This window comes from Microbacterium sp. LKL04, assembly GCF_900102005.1.
Classification (GTDB): Bacteria; Actinomycetota; Actinomycetes; order Actinomycetales; family Microbacteriaceae; genus Microbacterium.
This window is the reverse complement of sequence record NZ_LT627736.1, coordinates 19,011-34,741: the sequence shown is the minus strand read 5'-3', so window position 1 is coordinate 34,741 and position 15,731 is coordinate 19,011. Positions and strand designations below refer to the sequence as shown.

General features: G+C 70.0%; 22 protein-coding genes. 6 read left to right on the top strand and 16 right to left on the bottom strand.

From position 1 onward, the window contains the following. Positions 1-11 precede the first annotated feature (11 nt). Complete coding sequence (locus BLP38_RS00205; protein WP_091351670.1) at positions 12-581, top strand: J-domain-containing protein; 570 nt, start codon at positions 12-14, stop codon at positions 579-581. A gap of 3 nt (positions 582-584) precedes the next feature. Here the strand turns inward: BLP38_RS00205 and BLP38_RS00200 are convergent, their stop codons facing one another. The 3 genes from BLP38_RS00200 to BLP38_RS00190 form a co-directional block, all read right to left on the bottom strand. Further along, positions 585-1,568: a Gfo/Idh/MocA family protein gene (locus tag BLP38_RS00200; protein ID WP_091351669.1), complete on the bottom strand. Its 984-nt coding sequence runs from the start codon at positions 1,566-1,568 to the stop codon at positions 585-587. Positions 1,569-1,693: 125 nt separating this feature from the next. Further along, positions 1,694-2,851, bottom strand: a complete 1,158-nt coding sequence (locus BLP38_RS00195; protein ID WP_091351668.1) for a cystathionine gamma-synthase — start codon at positions 2,849-2,851, stop codon at positions 1,694-1,696. Continuing rightward, entirely contained in the window at positions 2,848-3,837 is a 990-nt protein-coding gene (locus BLP38_RS00190; protein WP_091351667.1) for a pyridoxal-phosphate dependent enzyme, read from the bottom strand. Before BLP38_RS00190 ends, BLP38_RS00195 begins: the two co-directional genes overlap by 4 nt. Before the next feature lie 223 nt (positions 3,838-4,060). Between BLP38_RS00190 and BLP38_RS00185 the strand changes: the two genes are divergently transcribed. After that, positions 4,061-4,606 (top strand): flavin reductase family protein, encoded by a 546-nt coding sequence (locus BLP38_RS00185; protein ID WP_091351666.1) that lies wholly within the window; start codon positions 4,061-4,063, stop codon positions 4,604-4,606. A 20-nt stretch (positions 4,607-4,626) separates the two neighbouring features. Here the strand turns inward: BLP38_RS00185 and BLP38_RS00180 are convergent, their stop codons facing one another. Both BLP38_RS00180 and BLP38_RS00175 read right to left on the bottom strand, forming a co-directional pair. Further along, entirely contained in the window at positions 4,627-5,133 is a 507-nt protein-coding gene (locus BLP38_RS00180) for a MarR family winged helix-turn-helix transcriptional regulator (RefSeq protein WP_091351665.1), read from the bottom strand. Positions 5,134-5,166: 33 nt separating this feature from the next. Further along, the gene (locus BLP38_RS00175) at positions 5,167-5,391 is read right to left on the bottom strand and encodes a hypothetical protein (protein ID WP_091351664.1); all 225 of its coding nucleotides are present in this window, start codon (positions 5,389-5,391) and stop codon (positions 5,167-5,169) included. A gap of 110 nt (positions 5,392-5,501) precedes the next feature. Here BLP38_RS00175 and BLP38_RS14175 point away from each other — a divergent pair, with 110 nt between their 5' ends. Both BLP38_RS14175 and BLP38_RS00170 read left to right on the top strand, forming a co-directional pair. Beyond that, a complete protein-coding gene (locus BLP38_RS14175; protein WP_157681053.1) occupies positions 5,502-5,657 on the top strand; it encodes a hypothetical protein in 156 nt (51 codons plus the stop codon). A gap of 35 nt (positions 5,658-5,692) precedes the next feature. After that, the gene (locus BLP38_RS00170) at positions 5,693-6,046 is read left to right on the top strand and encodes a DUF7882 family protein (RefSeq protein ID WP_091351663.1); all 354 of its coding nucleotides are present in this window, start codon (positions 5,693-5,695) and stop codon (positions 6,044-6,046) included. A gap of 187 nt (positions 6,047-6,233) precedes the next feature. Here the strand turns inward: BLP38_RS00170 and BLP38_RS00165 are convergent, their stop codons facing one another. After that, positions 6,234-6,557, bottom strand: coding sequence for a DUF7882 family protein (locus BLP38_RS00165; RefSeq protein WP_065571547.1), 324 nt, complete (start codon positions 6,555-6,557; stop codon positions 6,234-6,236). A gap of 60 nt (positions 6,558-6,617) precedes the next feature. Here BLP38_RS00165 and BLP38_RS00160 point away from each other — a divergent pair, with 60 nt between their 5' ends. Next, on the top strand, positions 6,618-6,947 hold the full coding sequence (locus BLP38_RS00160) for a DUF7882 family protein (protein WP_091351662.1): 330 nt from the start codon (positions 6,618-6,620) through the stop codon (positions 6,945-6,947). A 60-nt stretch (positions 6,948-7,007) separates the two neighbouring features. On the opposite strand, the gene BLP38_RS00155 is transcribed toward BLP38_RS00160, so the two are convergent. The 4 genes from BLP38_RS00155 to BLP38_RS00140 all read right to left on the bottom strand — a co-directional run bounded on the left by BLP38_RS00155 (position 7,008) and on the right by BLP38_RS00140 (position 8,686). Then, on the bottom strand, positions 7,008-7,556 hold the full coding sequence (locus BLP38_RS00155; protein ID WP_065571549.1) for a Dps family protein: 549 nt from the start codon (positions 7,554-7,556) through the stop codon (positions 7,008-7,010). A 109-nt stretch (positions 7,557-7,665) separates the two neighbouring features. Further along, entirely contained in the window at positions 7,666-7,905 is a 240-nt protein-coding gene (locus BLP38_RS00150; RefSeq protein WP_091351661.1) for a hypothetical protein, read from the bottom strand. A 69-nt stretch (positions 7,906-7,974) separates the two neighbouring features. After that, positions 7,975-8,292, bottom strand: coding sequence for a hypothetical protein (locus BLP38_RS00145; RefSeq protein ID WP_091351660.1), 318 nt, complete (start codon positions 8,290-8,292; stop codon positions 7,975-7,977). Between the two features lie 103 nt (positions 8,293-8,395). Then, a complete protein-coding gene (locus tag BLP38_RS00140) occupies positions 8,396-8,686 on the bottom strand; it encodes a hypothetical protein (RefSeq protein WP_091351659.1) in 291 nt (96 codons plus the stop codon). 381 nt (positions 8,687-9,067) lie between these two features. Between BLP38_RS00140 and BLP38_RS00135 the strand changes: the two genes are divergently transcribed. After that, on the top strand, positions 9,068-9,259 hold the full coding sequence (locus BLP38_RS00135; RefSeq protein ID WP_091351658.1) for a hypothetical protein: 192 nt from the start codon (positions 9,068-9,070) through the stop codon (positions 9,257-9,259). Between the two features lie 51 nt (positions 9,260-9,310). Here BLP38_RS00135 and BLP38_RS00130 read toward each other — a convergent pair whose 3' ends face one another. From BLP38_RS00130 to BLP38_RS00105, 6 genes are all read right to left on the bottom strand, one after another. Beyond that, entirely contained in the window at positions 9,311-10,120 is an 810-nt protein-coding gene (locus BLP38_RS00130; protein ID WP_091351657.1) for a lytic transglycosylase domain-containing protein, read from the bottom strand. Between the two features lie 91 nt (positions 10,121-10,211). Further along, complete coding sequence (locus BLP38_RS00125) at positions 10,212-10,541, bottom strand: DUF7882 family protein (protein WP_091351656.1); 330 nt, start codon at positions 10,539-10,541, stop codon at positions 10,212-10,214. Between the two features lie 187 nt (positions 10,542-10,728). After that, positions 10,729-11,304 (bottom strand): hypothetical protein, encoded by a 576-nt coding sequence (locus BLP38_RS00120; RefSeq protein WP_091351655.1) that lies wholly within the window; start codon positions 11,302-11,304, stop codon positions 10,729-10,731. A gap of 20 nt (positions 11,305-11,324) precedes the next feature. Then, positions 11,325-12,470: a zinc-dependent alcohol dehydrogenase gene (locus BLP38_RS00115; RefSeq protein ID WP_091351654.1), complete on the bottom strand. Its 1,146-nt coding sequence runs from the start codon at positions 12,468-12,470 to the stop codon at positions 11,325-11,327. Between the two features lie 79 nt (positions 12,471-12,549). After that, positions 12,550-13,251, bottom strand: coding sequence for a response regulator (locus BLP38_RS00110; RefSeq protein WP_091351653.1), 702 nt, complete (start codon positions 13,249-13,251; stop codon positions 12,550-12,552). Continuing rightward, entirely contained in the window at positions 13,248-15,731 is a 2,484-nt protein-coding gene (locus BLP38_RS00105; protein ID WP_091351652.1) for a sensor histidine kinase, read from the bottom strand. The genes BLP38_RS00110 and BLP38_RS00105 overlap by 4 nt, the downstream gene beginning before the upstream one ends.

Genomic DNA, 15,731 nt, shown 5'->3' with positions numbered 1-15,731 from the left:
ACGCTGGAGCAATGGTCGAACGAGCCGACGACGACCCCCGTCTGACCGCCGCGCGCTACCGCGTCGAGAAGGCGGCGCAGGAGAACGGCGAGGAGCGACCCGCCGAACCCGAGCGTCACGCGGGCACCCCGACCGGCCTCGAACGCGCGATGTACGTCGAGACTGCGATTCAGCAGGCGATCCGCCGCGGCGATTTCGATGACCTTCCAGGAGCGGGCAAGCCCCTCGAGGGACTCGGCGGCTCGCACGACCCGGACTGGTGGATCAAGCGCAAGATCCAGACCGAGCAGCTCAGCGGGCTCGGTCCACCCGCCCTCCGCCTGCGGATCGAGCACGCCGAGTTCGAGGACCGCGTCGACGCCTTCCACCGCGAGGAGGACGTCCGCGAGTACACCGCCGACTTCTCGCGCCGCGTCGTCGAGGCGCGTCGGCAGCTGCAGGGCGGGCCTCCCGTCGTCACCCCGACGCGCGACCCCGACGCCGAGGTCGCGGCGTGGCGGGAACGGCGCGCGGCGCGGGCCGCGGCATCCGATCCTCCCGCCCCACCCGAGACCAAGCGTCGGCGCTGGCGGCGGCGGTAGGGCTCAGCCGATCGCTGCGCGCCACTCGGCGAGCAGGCGCGCGATCGTGCGGGTCTCGTCCCACGGGACCTCCGGCGCCTCGGTGCGCCCCTCGCGGAGCGCAAGGATCGTCGCATCCGCCTCGGCCGCCATCGGCTGCACCGTCGGCACCTCGATCTCGTCGCGCGTGCCGTCGGTCCGGATGAGGGTCGCCGCCTCCGTGCTGTCGGTGCGGCTCCCCCACGCGTTCGGGATCTCGAGCGTCGCGTCCCGCCCGACGATGCGCGTCAGACGCGGCAGGTCGTGCACGATCGCCGTGCGGATGTTCGCCGACGCACCGCCCAGATTGATGGATGCCGCCGCGCTCACGTCGACGCCCGTCTCGCCGATCGTGCCCGCCGCCGCCTGCACGGCCAGTCCCGAGAGGTCGCGTCCCGTCCAGGCCGCGACGCCGACGACGAGCGACAGCGGGTAGCAGCCGACGTCGAGGATCGCCCCGCCCGCCGTCGCGGGGTCGAACAGCCTGCCCGTCTGGGAGCCGGCGGCGAAGCCGAGCGACGACTCGATCTCGACGAGGTCGCCGAGCGCGCCGCCGCCGACGAGCTCCCGCAGGCGGTCGGCGAACGGGCCGAAGCGGTACTTGAACGCCTCGATGAGAGGGAGTCCCGCCTCGCGCGCGGCGCGGACCGCGGCATCCGTCTCCTCCGGCGAGACGCCGAGCGGCTTCTCGCAGAGGACGGCCTTGCCCGCGGCGAGCGCCCGGTGGACGAGCTCGGTGTGCGTCGTGTGGACCGTGCCGATGTAAACCGCGTCGATGTCGTCGCGGTCGAGGATCTCGTCGTACGTGCCGACGACGGCTGCGCCGTGGGCCGCGGCGAACTCCTCCGCACGCGACACGTCGCGCGCGCCGACCGCGTGGAGGCGTCCGGACTCCGAGTCGGGGAGCGCGTGGGCGAAGTCGCCGCTGATCGCTCCGGCACCGATGATGGCCCAACGTGCGTGTGTCATCCGGCCACGCTATCGCCCGCGCCGCGGACCGAATGCAGGTTCAGCAGCGCTTCGGATGCCGGAGGGGACCCGATGGCACCGTTCTCCCTGCACTCGGCACGCGCAGCGCCGTGGCGCCGCCGCCGTCAGGCCTCGAGCGCGTGCTGGATGTCGGCGAGCAGGTCGTCGATGTCCTCGATGCCGACCGACAACCGGACGACCTCGACCGGCACGGCCGCCTCGGTGCCGCGCACCGAGGCGTGCGTCATCGCGTCGGGGTAGTTCACGAGCGACTCGACGCCGCCGAGCGACTCGGCCAGCGTGAACAGCCGCAGCGACTCGGCGAAGCGGCGCGCCGCCTCGCCCGATTCGAGCGCGAGCGAGACGATGCCGCCGAAGCCGGTCATCTGCCGCGACGCGAGCTCGTGCCCGGGGTGCGACGACAGGCCGGGGTAGTACACCCGCGCGACCCGATCGTGTCCGTCGAGGAAGGATGCCACGGCGAGCCCGTTCTCGCTGTGCTGACGCATCCGCACGGCGAGCGTCTTGATGCCGCGCGTCGTCAGCCACGCGTCGAGGGGTCCGGACACGGCGCCGACCGCGAACTGGAGGAAGCCGATCTTCTCGGCGAGCTCGTCGTCGTTCAGCACGAGCGCACCGCCCACGACGTCGGAGTGGCCGCCGAGGTACTTCGTGGTCGAGTGCACGACGACGTCGGCCCCGAACGAGAGGGGGCGCTGCAGCGCGGGCGTGGCGAAGGTGTTGTCGACGACGACGAGCGCGCCGGCGGAGTGGCCGACCTCGGCGAGGCCGGCGATGTCGGTGATGCGCAGCAGCGGGTTGGACGGCGTCTCGACCCAGAGGATGCGCGGCGCCTTCTCGGCGACCGCGGAGCGGACGGCGTCGAGGTCGCTCATGTCGACGACGCGGAGCGTCACGCCCCAGTCGCCGAGCACGCGGGAGATGAGACGGAACGTTCCGCCGTAGACGTCGTTGCCGAGGAGGACCTCGTCGCCGGGGCGCAGCACGGCGCGCAGCAGCGCGTCCTCGGCGGCGAGGCCCGAGGCGAACGATAGGGCGTGCGCACCGCCCTCGATCGCGGCGAGCTGAGTCTGCAGCGCCGTTCGGGTCGGGTTGCCGCTGCGGCCGTACTCGTACCCGCCGCGAAGGCCGCCGATGCCGTCCTGGGCGTAGGTCGTCGAGAAGTGGACCGGGGGGATGACGGCGCCGGTCGCCTCGTCGGGCTCTTGACCTGCGTGGACGGCGAGGCTCGCGAAGCCGCGAGCGGAGGACTGTGCACTCATGCGAGGCTCCCGGTGGTCTCGGATTCGGTGGCGATGGAGAAGCCGTGGTCGGTCATCCAGTCGTCGTCGTAGATCTTGCTGAGGTAGCCGCGGCCGTGGTCGGGCAGGATCACGACGAGGACGGCATCCGCGGGCAGGTCGCGGGCGACGCGCAGGGCCGCCACGACCGCCATGCCCGAGGATCCGCCGACGAGCAGTCCCTCCTCGCGCGCCAGGCGACGCGTCATCGCGAACGCCTCGGCGTCCCCTACCCGCTCGTACGCGTCGACGACCGTCGGGTCGAAGGTCGCGGGCATGAAGTCCTCGCCGACGCCCTCGACGAGGTAGCCGTGGATGTCCCCACCCGAGTAGATCGACCCTTCCGGGTCGGCTCCCACGACGGTGACCTGCCCGGAGGACGCCTCCTTGAGGAACCGTCCCGTGCCGCTGATCGTGCCGCCTGTGCCGACGCCGGCGACGAAGTGGGTCACCGTACCGTCGGTGTCGCGCCAGATCTCGGGGCCGGTCGTCTCGTAGTGCCCGCGCGGCCCGTTGTGGTTGGCGAACTGATTGGGCTTGAACGCGCCGGGGATGGATGCCGCGAGGCGATCCGACACGCTGTAGTAGGAGTCGGGGTGCTCGGGCGGGACACTCGTGGCCGTCATGACGACCTCGGCGCCGTACGCCTTGAGGACGGCGACCTTCTCGCCGGCGAACTTGTCGGGGACGACGAAGATCATCCGGTAGCCGCGCTGCTGCGCGATGAGAGCGAGACCGACGCCGGTGTTGCCGCTCGTCGGCTCGACGATCGTGCCACCGGGCTTCAGGTGGCCGTCGCGCTCCGCGGCATCGATGATGTTCCGCGCGATGCGGTCCTTCGCGGAGCTGCCGGGGTTGAAGTACTCGACCTTCGCGAGCACCGTGGCGGCGATGCCTTCGGTGACCGCGTTCAAGCGGACAAGCGGGGTGTTGCCGACGAGATCGGCGATGGAGCTGGCGTAACGCACGTGATTCTTCCTGACGGGATGCCGCACTCGCAGAGGTGCGGTCGCTGTGTGGGGTCGCGGAGGTCGCCGGGGAACCGGCGGTCAGCGACGACAACAGCGAAGAGTCAGCACCCGATCAGAATAGCGGACGCCCGGCATCCGCGGCGGTCGTCATCTGCCGCAACAGAAGGAAAGGTTCGGACACATGGCCCTCGCTGCCGCTGCGCGAACGTAGGTTCGTCGTATGACTTCCCCCGCACACGCCGCACCGGACGACCGGGCCGCCTCCGGGTTCTCGGAGTCGCTGTCCCCCGACGAGTTCAAAGCCGTGTTCCGCGGTCACCCGGGCGGCGTCGCCGTCATCACCGCCGACGCCGGGGACGGCCCCGTCGCACTCACGGCGACGTCGGTGTCGTCGGTCAGCGCCGACCCGCCCCTGCTCATCTTCTCGGTGTCCGCTCAGTCGTCGGCCGCGCCCGTCCTGGCCGCGGCGGAGACCGTCGTCGTCCACCTCCTCGATTCGGACGACCTCCGGGTCGCCGAGGTGGGCGCCACGAGCGGGATCGACCGCTTCGCCGAGCTCCCCTGGTCGCGCCTCGTGACGGGCGAGCCGGTGTACAACGGGGTGCGCGCATGGGTGCGGTGCGCCGTCATCGATCGGATGGATGCCGGTGGCTCCACCGTCATCGCCGCGCACGCCGTCCAGGCGAACATCGCACGCGAGTCGACCGCGCCGCTCGTTTACCACAACCGGACGTGGCACCGGCTGGGACCTGACACCGCCCTCTGATCAGGCGTCACCGCCCGGCCTCAGGCCCGGCGGGCGAGCTCCTCGAGAGCTGAGGCGATTCGCCGGATGGTCTCCGCGGTGGTCGCCGCGTCCTTCTCGTCGAGGCTGTCGATCACGGAAACGACTGCGGCGTGGTGAGCCCCGTACACCTCGTCCACGAGGTGGTTCGCGGATTCCGTCGGCAGCAGGTAGTGCGCGCGCCGGTCGGTGGGGTGCTGCTCGCGAAGGACGTAGCCCTTGCCGACGAGGCGCTCGATCACATTGGTCACCGTTGCGCTCGAGGTACCGAGCATCACGATGAGGTCTTTCGGGCTGATCTCGCGCTCTTCGCGGCGGGCCTGCACGAGATAGCGGAGCGCCGTCAGGTCGATGCCGCCGAGACCGGAGATGCGCTGCGAACGGTCGGCTTGCACCTGCTCGGCGTGACGGAGCTCCAAGATCGCACTGCTCAGCCGCCGGCCTGCCTCGGACTGGGGCTCAGCGGCGTAGAGGTGGGTGTGCTCGTGCCGGACGATGGACTGAGGCATGTCAACTCCTCGGCTCGTGAAGATTCATCGACATCATCCGACTGCCGCCCGAGCCTCGGCTGCATCCGGATACGTTCCCACGAGACGCCTGGCGTGATCTCGGGCGATCCAACCGGAGCGGCTCTTCTCGACGGTTCCTACGAACCGTCCATGGGTGTTGCCGACCCAGAAGCCCTTCTCCACTTCGTGCCACGTCGCGGTCTCCTCACTGACGTCCACGGAGCTGAACAAGTCGAGCACCTCCATCGGCTTCACCACCTTACATGTCTAAGTCTGTGACAGTTCGTGTCCTTGTCGAAATCAATGATAGACATGACTTGTGAAATCTACTAGATGTATTGTTTAGCTAGTAATTCAGGAACGGATCGATGACACCTACACCCGCACACCCCATCCCGGCGCCTTTCGCGGCGATCGGCGTCGCGCTCATCCCCGAGCCGCGCACGGGTCTGCGGGCGCGCATCCTCGATGCGCTCACGCGACAGCGCCCGCACCGCACAACGGCACGGGCCGTCGGCCACTGACCCCCACTCACCCGCACCCACACCAGGAGAACGTCATGGGAAGCCTCTACTACGGGAACGTCGAATCCCCCATCGTCATGCCCGACCGCATCCTCGCCCACCTCGCTGCCATCGCGACGACCAAGCTGCGCCGGAGCGAGAGCTTCGTCGTCTCCTGGAAGGGAACCGGCGAGGACGGCGAGGGCCGCACCACGCTGTGGTTCCAGCCCGCGATCCCGCTGCGCTTCGTCTACGAGCAGTCGGCAGCGATCGCTCTGAACCCGGCAACGCTGCGCGAGATGGCCGACCAGGCCACCTCCAACGGCGGACTCGTCCTCGACGCTGACCTCGACATCCCCGAGATCTCCGCCGCACGACCCGAGTCCCGCCGTCCGGTCGCAGCGGCATGAGCCACCCCGACCTCATCGACGAGGCCGACGCCTACGAGGACGCGCTCGCCGCGGACTTCACCGAGCGATTCGGTACTCCGCCGTTGCTGGTGTGACACCGCCTCGGCCGACGACTCGTGCCGCCCCATCCACCGCCCCCCACGGTGTCGATGGGGCGGCATGTTTTTTTGCGAGCGGATGCCGCGCCTCAGGCGCCGGCGTCTGCCTCTCCCGCGTCCGCGGGCTCGGGGACCAAGTGGAGGCCCGCCGGCGAGTTCGCGGCGTACATGAGGGCCTCCGACCACGCGCGGTTGATGCGCGACTGACGGCTGCCGTAGTACTTGAAGACGAGCGACGCGTGCGGGTGCAGCCACACCGAGGTGCGGCCCTCGCCGATGCTCTTGTCATCGCGCCACGTGAAGTGGAACGACTCCCCGCGACGGAGCTTGTTGCCGATCACCTGCTGCAGATGCGCGAGCGTGCGGTCTTCGAAGTCCACCTTGATGGAATCCTCATAGATGAACTTGCCCACAGCGGCTCCTCGTCTCGTCATCTCGGTTTCGAGACGGCGCCCTCCCATTATGGTGTCCCCATGGGCTTGATCTACTACGGCGGCTCGGCGATGCCCATCCGCATCGACGACCGAGCGCTCGCTCATCTGAAGGTCGTGGTCGCGACCAAGCTTCGCCGTGCGGAGAGTTTCACGGTCTCCTGGTCGCACCCGGACGACTCACCGGCCGGGCGCACCACCATCTGGCTGCACCCCGCGATCCCGCTCCGGTTCGTCTTCGATGAGGCGGAGCCCCCGACGCTCGACCGGCAGTGGATCGAGGAACTCGCGGCATCCGCCAGCTCCTCCGGGGGAATCCAGCTCACCGCGCGCATGTTCGAGGACGACGCGAAGCGCACGACAGCGGAATGACGACGGCGGTGACGGCCTCAGCCGTCACCGCCGTTCAGCCGCTGGCACGCTGCCCCGGGGTCACCGAGGGGTGCGGTTCTCCGCACTGATCATCCACGCGAACTGCTCGAGGCTTTCGAGGATGCTGTGCAGGATGTCCGCGCTCGTGGGGTCCTCGTCGTCGACCTCATCGTGGACCTCGCGGCACGTGCCGATGACGGCCTCGAGACGTTCGGTGACGAGATCGATGACGTCGGCGGTCAGGACCTCGCCGTGGGGGAACTCGGGGAGGGTGGTCGTCTCGGCGACCGTGTCACTGCGGCCGTCGGGGACGGCGTGGAGCGCCCGCATCCGCTCGGCGACCGTGTCGCTGAACTCGCGCGCCGCGTCGATGATCTCGTCGAGCTGGAGGTGCGTGTCGCGAAAGTTCTTGCCGACGACGTTCCAGTGGGCCTGCTTGCCCTGGATCGCCAGTTCGAGGAGGTCGACGAGGACTGCCTGCAGGTTGTCGCTCAGCTTCTTCGAGGCGGTGAAGCCGCGCTCGGCGTTCTGCTCGTCGGTCAGCTGCGCACCCGACTTTGCGGGGCGGCGCTTGTTGCGGGTGGCGGGCTTCGTCTGCGTGGTCGTCATGGGACACACCCTTCTGTAGCGGAACGTGGTGGTTCCACGCTAGATCGGAGGCACGGGGGTCGTCAGCGGGTTGCGCGACCCCGGTACCGGTGATAATTCGGAGTCTGGATCAGGCCTGGACGCGGGCGACGGCGGCGGCCATTTCGTCGTCGGTGAGGTCGATGCCCGCATCCCGCAGTCGCTGGGCGAGCACGCTCGCGCCATCGAGCCCGTGCTGGCCGGCGAGGTCCGCGCGCGTCTGCACCACGATGCCGTCGAGCTTCTGCGTGGCATCGGCGGGATTCTGCGACATGGCGGGCTCGGACTGGATCGCTTCGCCGGGACGACCGGCATCCTGTGGATCACTCATGACGCCAGTGTGCGCGCAGGCATGCGCGGCGGTCATCCCCTTGACCGGTGCCGGAGGGGTGGATATGTCTCAGTGGAGGCGAGGCCGGTCGGGGTGGATGGTCGGGCCGTTCCACAGCGGCGCGACGCCCTCGTGCTCCGTGTCCTCGAACGCGGCGACGTGTCCCTCGGCGGGCGTCTCGCGGGGTTCCGGCACGGGGATGACGGCGATGGGCACGCCGGGGGTGATGAACAGATACGCCGGGCTGGCGCTCCCTTCGCCGTCGTTGACGGCGAGCCAGTGCTGGCCATCGCGAGCACCCTCTTGGATCTCGCGGTGCACGTCCTCGAGGGTCCGGTCGCCGACGCTGTACCACTGGCCGCCGTAGGAGATGTCGATGCGGGTCATCGCGTCCTTTCGACTTCCGTCGGATTTCCGGCATCCAGCTTCCGGCCTCTCCGGCCGCGTGTCACCTTCTTGACAGGTCGCGGGGCTCGGGCTTAAGGCTGCCTCACAGAGCCGCGAGGGGCGGCCGATGAGCGATCGGCTTCGGCTTCCGGCGCCGCGAGGCACACGCGGCGAGGTGTTGGACTGCGCCGACCAGCAGCTCGTCCATCCCGCGGAACCACGCGGTTCCCGCACCGCCGTGGACCCATGTGACGTCATAGCCGCCGCGATCCGATTCTTCGACGTAGGCGAGAACGCTCGCGGCGTCCGATCGGGCGACACGCGTGTCGCAGAGTCGCCACGTCGTGGGAGACAGCGGCTCCAACGACAGGTGTGGGACGGGGTCCGCACTCATGATGCACCTCCGAGGTGACGCGAGCAGCGATCGACGATGACCGCTGCAGGGCGAGGCTTGTACGACCCTCACCATCGCTCCGCCGAGCTCGGGATCTGAGGGGCTTGACACCGCGCGGGAGCAGAGTTACCCGCGGCGAATCAAGTAGCAGACGGCGACTCTCGCAGTCAATGCCCCCATGGCGATTCCTTCGCGCACGTACGGTGATAACCGCAAGGTAAATAGGCGAACGGTCGAGACGTGAGGTGTTCGGGTCACCGATCCTCTCCCACGCTTATGACAGGCCCCGGCGATCGGGCTTATCGCCGGGGCCTCACCTTTGCAAGGGGCTCGGACCGGTCCAGTCGGCGACGTAGGTTCGCGGGAACGAGAGGAGCACTCATGACCGATCACCAGGCCGTTCCCGACTCGGAGGCCCCCGTCCCCGGTGGCGACCTGCCCGATGAAGACCCCATCGAGGCGGTGTCGCAGGCTGCGGCAGACGATGAGGCCGTCCCGATCGAGCGGGTGGAGCCAGGCGTCGACCCCGACTCCGCGGACTCGAGCAGATCACTGAACCGCACGGACGACTGACCCCGACCGCGACTCCGAAGGCCGCACCTCACAGGTGCGGCCTTCGTCGTGTCAGCTGACGGCGACGCTCTGCGCGTACTGGTTGGCGCGGGTCGCGACGTCGTCGATATAGCGGGTCAGCGGGTTGTACGTGAACACGGCATCCCGCCAAGCGGTCTCGGTCGCCAGCGGCCCCCGGCGGCAGAGGTAGCGAGCCGCCGCGAGCGCCGCGTCGTCGATCTGGTTCGGATCCCGGGTGCCGTCGGCGTTACCGTCCGCGCCCCATCGCCGCCAGGTCTCGGGAATGAACTGCAGCGGACCGACGGCACGATCCCACCGGTCGTCGCCGTCGAGGTCACCACCGTCGGTGTCTTCGATGGCCGCGACCCCCTCACCGGTCAAGCGGGGTCCGAGGATGCGGGGCGACACGAGACCGTCGTCGCCCAGCCGCGCGCCGCCGTAGGAGCCGTGCCGGGACTCCACCCACCCGATCCCGGCGAGGGTGTTCCAGGCGATCGCGCACGAGGGTTGCTCGTGCGCGACGGTGAGATCGGCTGCCGCGTAGGCGATGACGGCGCGACGCGGGATGCCGGTGGCATCCGAGACCCGCGACGCCCAAGCGCCGTCGACGAGGTCGACCGCAGGCGCGCGCGACGGGTCTGCTCCCGCGACGGCGACCGCCGGCGGCGGCGGGCTATCGGCCCACCTCGAAGACACCGGCGGTAGCGGGGTCCCCCGCGGCTCGGACGACGTGGTGGCTGGGGGCAGACAGGCAGCGAGGAGGATGACGACCGTGGCCGGTGCGACGCCGATCCCGACGGCGAGCGCCGCCGTCCGTCGCCTTGCGGCGCGCGTCGCGGAACGCGTGCGGCGTGCCGCCATGTGCGCCTCCCCGATTCGATGCCGGATCAACGCTAACCCGCCTCCGTCGGCGCGCATCGCACATGACCGCAGGCACCCTCGAGGTGACGCCTCAGATGGTCTCCACGGAACCCGTGGACACGTCGTCCGCGGGTTCGGACATGATGAACAGCCCGCCCGTCGAGTTCGCGGCGTGCGCCAGCTTCTCGAGCCACGTTCGGTTCATGGTCGGCGCGCCCGAGCCGTAGTACTTGAAGTGCAGGTCCGCGGACGGGTGGATCCAGACGGATCGCCGTCCGTCGCCGACGCTCACGTCATCACGCCACGTGAAGAAGAAGGATTCACCCCGGCGGAGCTTGTTGCCGATGACGACCTGCAAATGCGCGAGCGCCCTGTCCTCGACCTCGGTCTTCACCTGACTGCTGTAGTTGAATCGGCCCATGAGGCGGCCCTCCGGTCGAGGAGCCCTCCACCGACTGCGAACACATCGCGTGGGCGGTGCTGCGGATCCGCGGGGCGGCGCTCCTCCGTTGAAGAGCCACGTTCCTCGCTTGCACCGCCGGGCACAACCTCGGACCCGTACGCACGGCGGTCCCGATGTCGCCCCGGGCGTGTCGAATGCGGCGCCGTCAGCGGCGGGATGCCGGGACGAGCGCCGCGCGTGCGATCCGGAACACGACGACGGCGGCCACGACCCACGGACCCAGGACGAGGAGGGGATCCAGCCAGGCGTGCTTCATGTCGACGCGGCCGCGACCGAACCGCGACGCGAGCGGGCGCCGCCCGCGTTCGCCGAACACCCCGGACTGGGTGATCGGGTCGTCAGGATGCCGCGAGAACAGGGACCTCACGTGCGCGCCGGCCGACTCGACGCGGTCGCCGAAGATCAGCAGCATCCAGTGCGGGGTCTGCCCCTCGCTGTAACGCGCGTAGGCGATGCGCCGGATGACGCCCGAGAGACCGTGGAGCGGCTGCGCGGTGCCGAAGACCGGCGTGAGGCGCTGGTGCTCGATCGAGCGCTCGCGCCCGGCGCCCTCCGGCTGCTGCTCGGGGATGTCCCAGTGCGCGCCCGTCTCGATCCCCGGCTGCTCGCGCGGGAAGGCGGGGCGGTCCGCCGGATCGAGGTCCGCACCCCACCCGGGGATGCGGCGACGGAGCTCGTCAGGATCGGGGGTCTGGCCGGGCTTGTCTGCGGTGTACGGCATGGTTCCTCCTCGGGTGCCGGTCAGGCGCCGAATGTGACGACGGGCTTGACGATGCCGTCGAGTTTCGACGAGAACACGTGGTACCCCTCGGCGATGTCGTCGAGGTCGAAGCGATGGGTGATGAGGTCGCGCGGGGCGATGTGCCCTGCACGGATGTGGTCGAGCAGCCGCGGCCACTGCCGCTTCACCGGCGCCTGGTTGGCGCGGATCGTGAGCCCCTTGTTCATCGCGTCGCCGAACTTGATTGCACTGAACAGGGGACCGTAGGCGCCCATGACCGAGACGGTGCCGCCCTTCCGGACCGCGTCGATGGCCCAGTTGAGCGCCACGGGCGAACCGCCCTGGAGCTTGAGCTTCGCAGCGGTGACGTGCTGCAGGACGTGCCCGTCAGCCTCAGCGCCGACGGCCTCGATCACCGCGTCGGCGCCGAGCCCGTCCGTCATCTTCTTCAGCGTCAGCACGATGTCGTCGACCTCGCCGAAGTGCACCGTCTCGGCGAACGCGAATTCGCGCGCCTTCTGAAGGCGGTAGTCGAGGTGGTCGACGACGATGACGCGCCCGGCACCCATCAGCCAGCTCGAGCGAGCGGCAGAGAGACCGACGGGGCCTGCACCCAGCACGACGACGGTGTCCCCCTCGACGATGTCGGCGAGCTGCGACCCGAAGTAGCCCGTCGAGAACGCGTCGGTGAGCAGCAGTGCGTCCTCCGAGGCGATGTCGCCCGGGATCACCTGCGGGCCCACGTCGGCGAACGGCACGCGCACGAGCTCGGCCTGGCCGCCGTCGAACCCGCCGGTCGAGTGGGAGTACCCGTAGATCCCGCCGATCGCGGTCGCGTTGGCATTGACGTTGTGGCAGTTCGAGTACAGCCCTCGGGCGCAGAAGAAGCAGGAGCCGCAGTAGATGTTGAAGGGGACCATGACGCGGTCACCGGGCTTGAGGTTCCGCACAGACGGACCGACCTCCTCGACCCAGCCGATGAACTCGTGCCCGAAGGTGTGCCCGACACGCGTGTCGGGCATCATGCCGTGGTACAGGTGCAGGTCGGAACCGCAGATCGACGCCAGCTCGACGCGCACGATGGCATCGTTCGGATGCGCGATCACGGGGTCGGGCTTGCGGTCGACGCGGATCTTGTACGGTCCGCGATAGGTCATCGCCTTCATCGATCCTCCTCAGGTTCCGGGCGAGCCTGCTCGGAGGAGTCCGGAGGAGGGAGGGGGTTGCGCGTGCGGAGAGGACGTGTCAGTCCCGGATGGGAGCCCCCAGCTCGAAGCGGTAACCCATGCCCGCCTCGGTGAGGATGTGCCGTGGGTGCGTCGGATCCTCCTCGAGCTTGCGGCGCAGCTGCGACACGTACAGCCGGAGGTATCCGGTGTCGCTCACGTGCTCGCTCCCCCAGATGGACGTGAGGATCGTCTGCCGGGTGACGAGCTTGCCGGGGTTGCGCAGCAGGATCTCGAGCAGCTGCCATTCCGTCGGGGTCAATCGGACGCGCTCGGTGTGATCGCCCGTCGTCTTCGTGACGCTGCGGGCGGCGAGGTCGACCGAGATGGCACCGAACTCGGTGACGGGGTCGGGCTCCTGCTGCGGGGCCCGACGCGTGAGCGCGCGGATGCGCGCCAGGAGCTCATCGATCGAGAAGGGCTTCGTGACGTAGTCGTCGGCGCCGGCGTCGAGCGCGTCGACCTTGTCGGCTGCTCCGGTACGCCCCGACACGACGAGGATCGGCGCTTCGGACCAGCCGCGGATCGCGTGGATCACCTCGATGCCGTCGAGCTGCGGCATTCCGAGATCGAGGAGGAAGATGTCGGGGTGGTGATCCACCGCGGCGGAGATCGCCTGCGCGCCGTCGGCTGCCGTGAACACCTCGTAGCCACGCGCGGCGAGGGTGATGCGCAGTGCCCGGACGATCTGCGGGTCATCGTCTGCGATGAGGATCCTCACGCGTGCTCCTCCTCTTCGGCGACCGGCAACGAGACCACCATCGTCAGTCCCCCACCCGGGGTGTCCTCGGGGGTGAGCGTACCGCCCATCCCTTCGACGAATCCCTTCGAGAGAGCGAGCCCGAGCCCGAGCCCGGTGCTGTTGTCGGTGTCGCCGAGGCGCTGGAAGGGAACGAAGACGTCATCGCGCCGCTCGGCGGGAATGCCCGGACCGTGGTCGATGATCCGGATCTCGACGACCCGACCGAAGCTGCTCGTGGCAACGCGGACCTTGCGCCCCTCCGGCGAGTGCCGCAGGGCGTTCGCGAGGAGGTTCACCACGACACGCTGCAAGAGGACGGGGTCGGCGAGGACGGCGGCATCCGGTTCGAGATGGATGTCGACGGACGCGGGTCCCGCATCCAACTCCTCGAGCGCGGGGAGGATCGCGTCGGCCGGATCGATCGCGAACAGCGAGACGGCGAGCGCGCCCGCCTGCAGTCGGCTGACGTCGAGGAGGTCCGTGACGAGCGACGCGAGCGTGCCGAGGGATTCGTCGGCGGTCTGCAGGAGCTCGTCGCGGTCTCGATCGCTGTAGGTCCCGCTGCGGAGGCCGCCGACGGCGGCGGTCGCGGCGGCGAGGGGGCGGCGCAGGTCGTGGCTGAGAGCGGACAGCAGCGCACTTCGCACCCGGTCGGACGCCTCGAGGGGCGCGAGCCCGCTCGCGACCTCGGCGAGGTCCTGCCGTTGCAGCGCGGCGTCGAGCTGCGAGACGATCGCGGCGAGGATGCGGCGCTCGGACGACGGCAGGTCGTGCCCGTGCAGCTCGAGCACCGCTCGGTCACCGACCGGCATCGCGGTGTGCCGCCCGTCGCGCAACGGCTCTCCGCTCGAGGCGAGCGTCGTCTCGCCCGAGACCAGACGGACACCGGCCAGCCGGAACGCCTCTCGGGTCCACTCGACGAGCGCCTCGATCGCGCCCCCGCCGCGGAGGACGCTGCCGGCGACGGTCTGCAGGAGTTCCGCCTCGGCCGCCGCGCGTCGCGCGACCCGCGTCGTCCGGGCGGCGCGGTCGACGACGACGCTCACGAGGATGCCGGTGATCACGTAGAGCGCGAGGGCGAGCACTTCGCGCGGGGATTTGACCTGCACCGTGTAGAGGGGCTCGACGAAGAAGAAGTTGAGGGTCACACCGCTCAGGACCGCAGCCCACAGCGCCGGCCACAGCCCGCCGATGAGGGCGACGACGACGACGAGCAGCTGGTAGCTGAGGACGTCGCTCGTGATCGACTCGGTCGACCGGAAGGCGACGAGGAGCCACGTCAGCAGCGGCCCCCCGAGGAAGGCGAGCGCGAAGCCCGCGATCCGTCGGCGCATCGACAGGGCGCCACCGAGCCGCGGCAGCGCGAACCGACCGCCCGCGGCGGAGTGGGTGACGATGTGGACGTCGATGTCGCCCGATTCGCGGATGACGGTCGCGCCGATGCCCGGGCCGGTGACGAGGGCCGCGAGACGGCTGCGGCGGCTCACTCCGAGGACGAGCTGCGTCGCGTTGACCGACCGCGCGAACTCGACGAGGGCGGTGGGCACGTCGTCCCCGACGACCTGATGGAAGGTGCCGCCCAGCTTCTCGACGAGGGCGCGCTGCTCGGCGAGGGCGCCCGGGTCGGCGCTGCGCAGCCCGTCGTTGCTCGTGACGTGCACGGCGAGCAGCTGACCGCCCGCCGATCTCGCCGCGATGCGGGCGCCGCGGCGCAGGAGCGTCTCGCCTTCGGGACCACCCGTGAGGGTGACGACCACCCGCTCGCGCGCCTCCCACCGGCTGTCGATCCCGTGCTCGGCGCGGTAGGACGTGAGCGCCTGATCCACCTCGTCGGCGAGCCACAGGAGCGCGAGTTCGCGCAAGGCCGTGAGGTTGCCGAGGCGGAAGTAGTTCGAGAGGGCGGCATCCACCCGCTCCGCCGGGTAGACGAGCCCTCCCGCCAGCCGATCGCGGAGGGCCTGCGGGGCGAGGTCCACGACCTCCACCTGATCGGCGGTGCGGAGGACCTCGTCGGGGACCGTCTCGCGCTGCGGGGCGCCGGTGATCTGCTCGACGACGTCGTTGAGGGATTCGATGTGCTGGATGTTGACGGTCGAGATGACCGAGATACCGGCATCCAGCAGCTGCCGCACGTCCTCCCAGCGCTTCTCGTTCGTCGAACCCGGGGCATTGGTGTGGGCGAGTTCGTCGACGAGGGCGACACCCGGGTGCCGCGCGATCACCGCGGCGAGGTCCATCTCGGTCAGCGTGACGCCGCGGTGGGTGACCTCGCGACGGGGAACCTGCTCGAGCCCGTCGGTCATGCGCGCCGTGGCCGCGCGACCATGGGTCTCGACGACCGCGATGACGACGTCGGTCCCCTCCCCCGCGAGGCGCCTACCCTCTTCGAGCATCGCGTAGGTCTTGCCGACACCGGGGGCCGCGCCCAGCAGCACGCGCAAGCGCCCCCGTCCACCCAC

Excerpts from the sequence above, each read along its gene's own strand:
- BLP38_RS00205 (WP_091351670.1), top strand. The coding sequence starts at position 12 with ATGGTCGAACGAGCCGACGACGACCCCCGTCTGACCGCCGCGCGCTAC.
- BLP38_RS00200 (WP_091351669.1), bottom strand. The coding sequence starts at position 1,568 with ATGACACACGCACGTTGGGCCATCATCGGTGCCGGAGCGATCAGCGGC.
- BLP38_RS00195 (WP_091351668.1), bottom strand. The coding sequence starts at position 2,851 with ATGAGTGCACAGTCCTCCGCTCGCGGCTTCGCGAGCCTCGCCGTCCAC.
- BLP38_RS00185 (WP_091351666.1), top strand. The coding sequence starts at position 4,061 with ATGACTTCCCCCGCACACGCCGCACCGGACGACCGGGCCGCCTCCGGG.
- BLP38_RS00180 (WP_091351665.1), bottom strand. The coding sequence starts at position 5,133 with ATGCCTCAGTCCATCGTCCGGCACGAGCACACCCACCTCTACGCCGCT.
- BLP38_RS14175 (WP_157681053.1), top strand. The coding sequence starts at position 5,502 with ATGACACCTACACCCGCACACCCCATCCCGGCGCCTTTCGCGGCGATC.
- BLP38_RS00170 (WP_091351663.1), top strand. The coding sequence starts at position 5,693 with ATGGGAAGCCTCTACTACGGGAACGTCGAATCCCCCATCGTCATGCCC.
- BLP38_RS00160 (WP_091351662.1), top strand. The coding sequence starts at position 6,618 with ATGGGCTTGATCTACTACGGCGGCTCGGCGATGCCCATCCGCATCGAC.
- BLP38_RS00155 (WP_065571549.1), bottom strand. The coding sequence starts at position 7,556 with ATGACGACCACGCAGACGAAGCCCGCCACCCGCAACAAGCGCCGCCCC.
- BLP38_RS00150 (WP_091351661.1), bottom strand. The coding sequence starts at position 7,905 with ATGAGTGATCCACAGGATGCCGGTCGTCCCGGCGAAGCGATCCAGTCC.
- BLP38_RS00145 (WP_091351660.1), bottom strand. The coding sequence starts at position 8,292 with ATGACCCGCATCGACATCTCCTACGGCGGCCAGTGGTACAGCGTCGGC.
- BLP38_RS00140 (WP_091351659.1), bottom strand. The coding sequence starts at position 8,686 with ATGAGTGCGGACCCCGTCCCACACCTGTCGTTGGAGCCGCTGTCTCCC.
- BLP38_RS00135 (WP_091351658.1), top strand. The coding sequence starts at position 9,068 with ATGACCGATCACCAGGCCGTTCCCGACTCGGAGGCCCCCGTCCCCGGT.
- BLP38_RS00130 (WP_091351657.1), bottom strand. The coding sequence starts at position 10,120 with ATGGCGGCACGCCGCACGCGTTCCGCGACGCGCGCCGCAAGGCGACGG.
- BLP38_RS00125 (WP_091351656.1), bottom strand. The coding sequence starts at position 10,541 with ATGGGCCGATTCAACTACAGCAGTCAGGTGAAGACCGAGGTCGAGGAC.
- BLP38_RS00120 (WP_091351655.1), bottom strand. The coding sequence starts at position 11,304 with ATGCCGTACACCGCAGACAAGCCCGGCCAGACCCCCGATCCTGACGAG.
- BLP38_RS00115 (WP_091351654.1), bottom strand. The coding sequence starts at position 12,470 with ATGAAGGCGATGACCTATCGCGGACCGTACAAGATCCGCGTCGACCGC.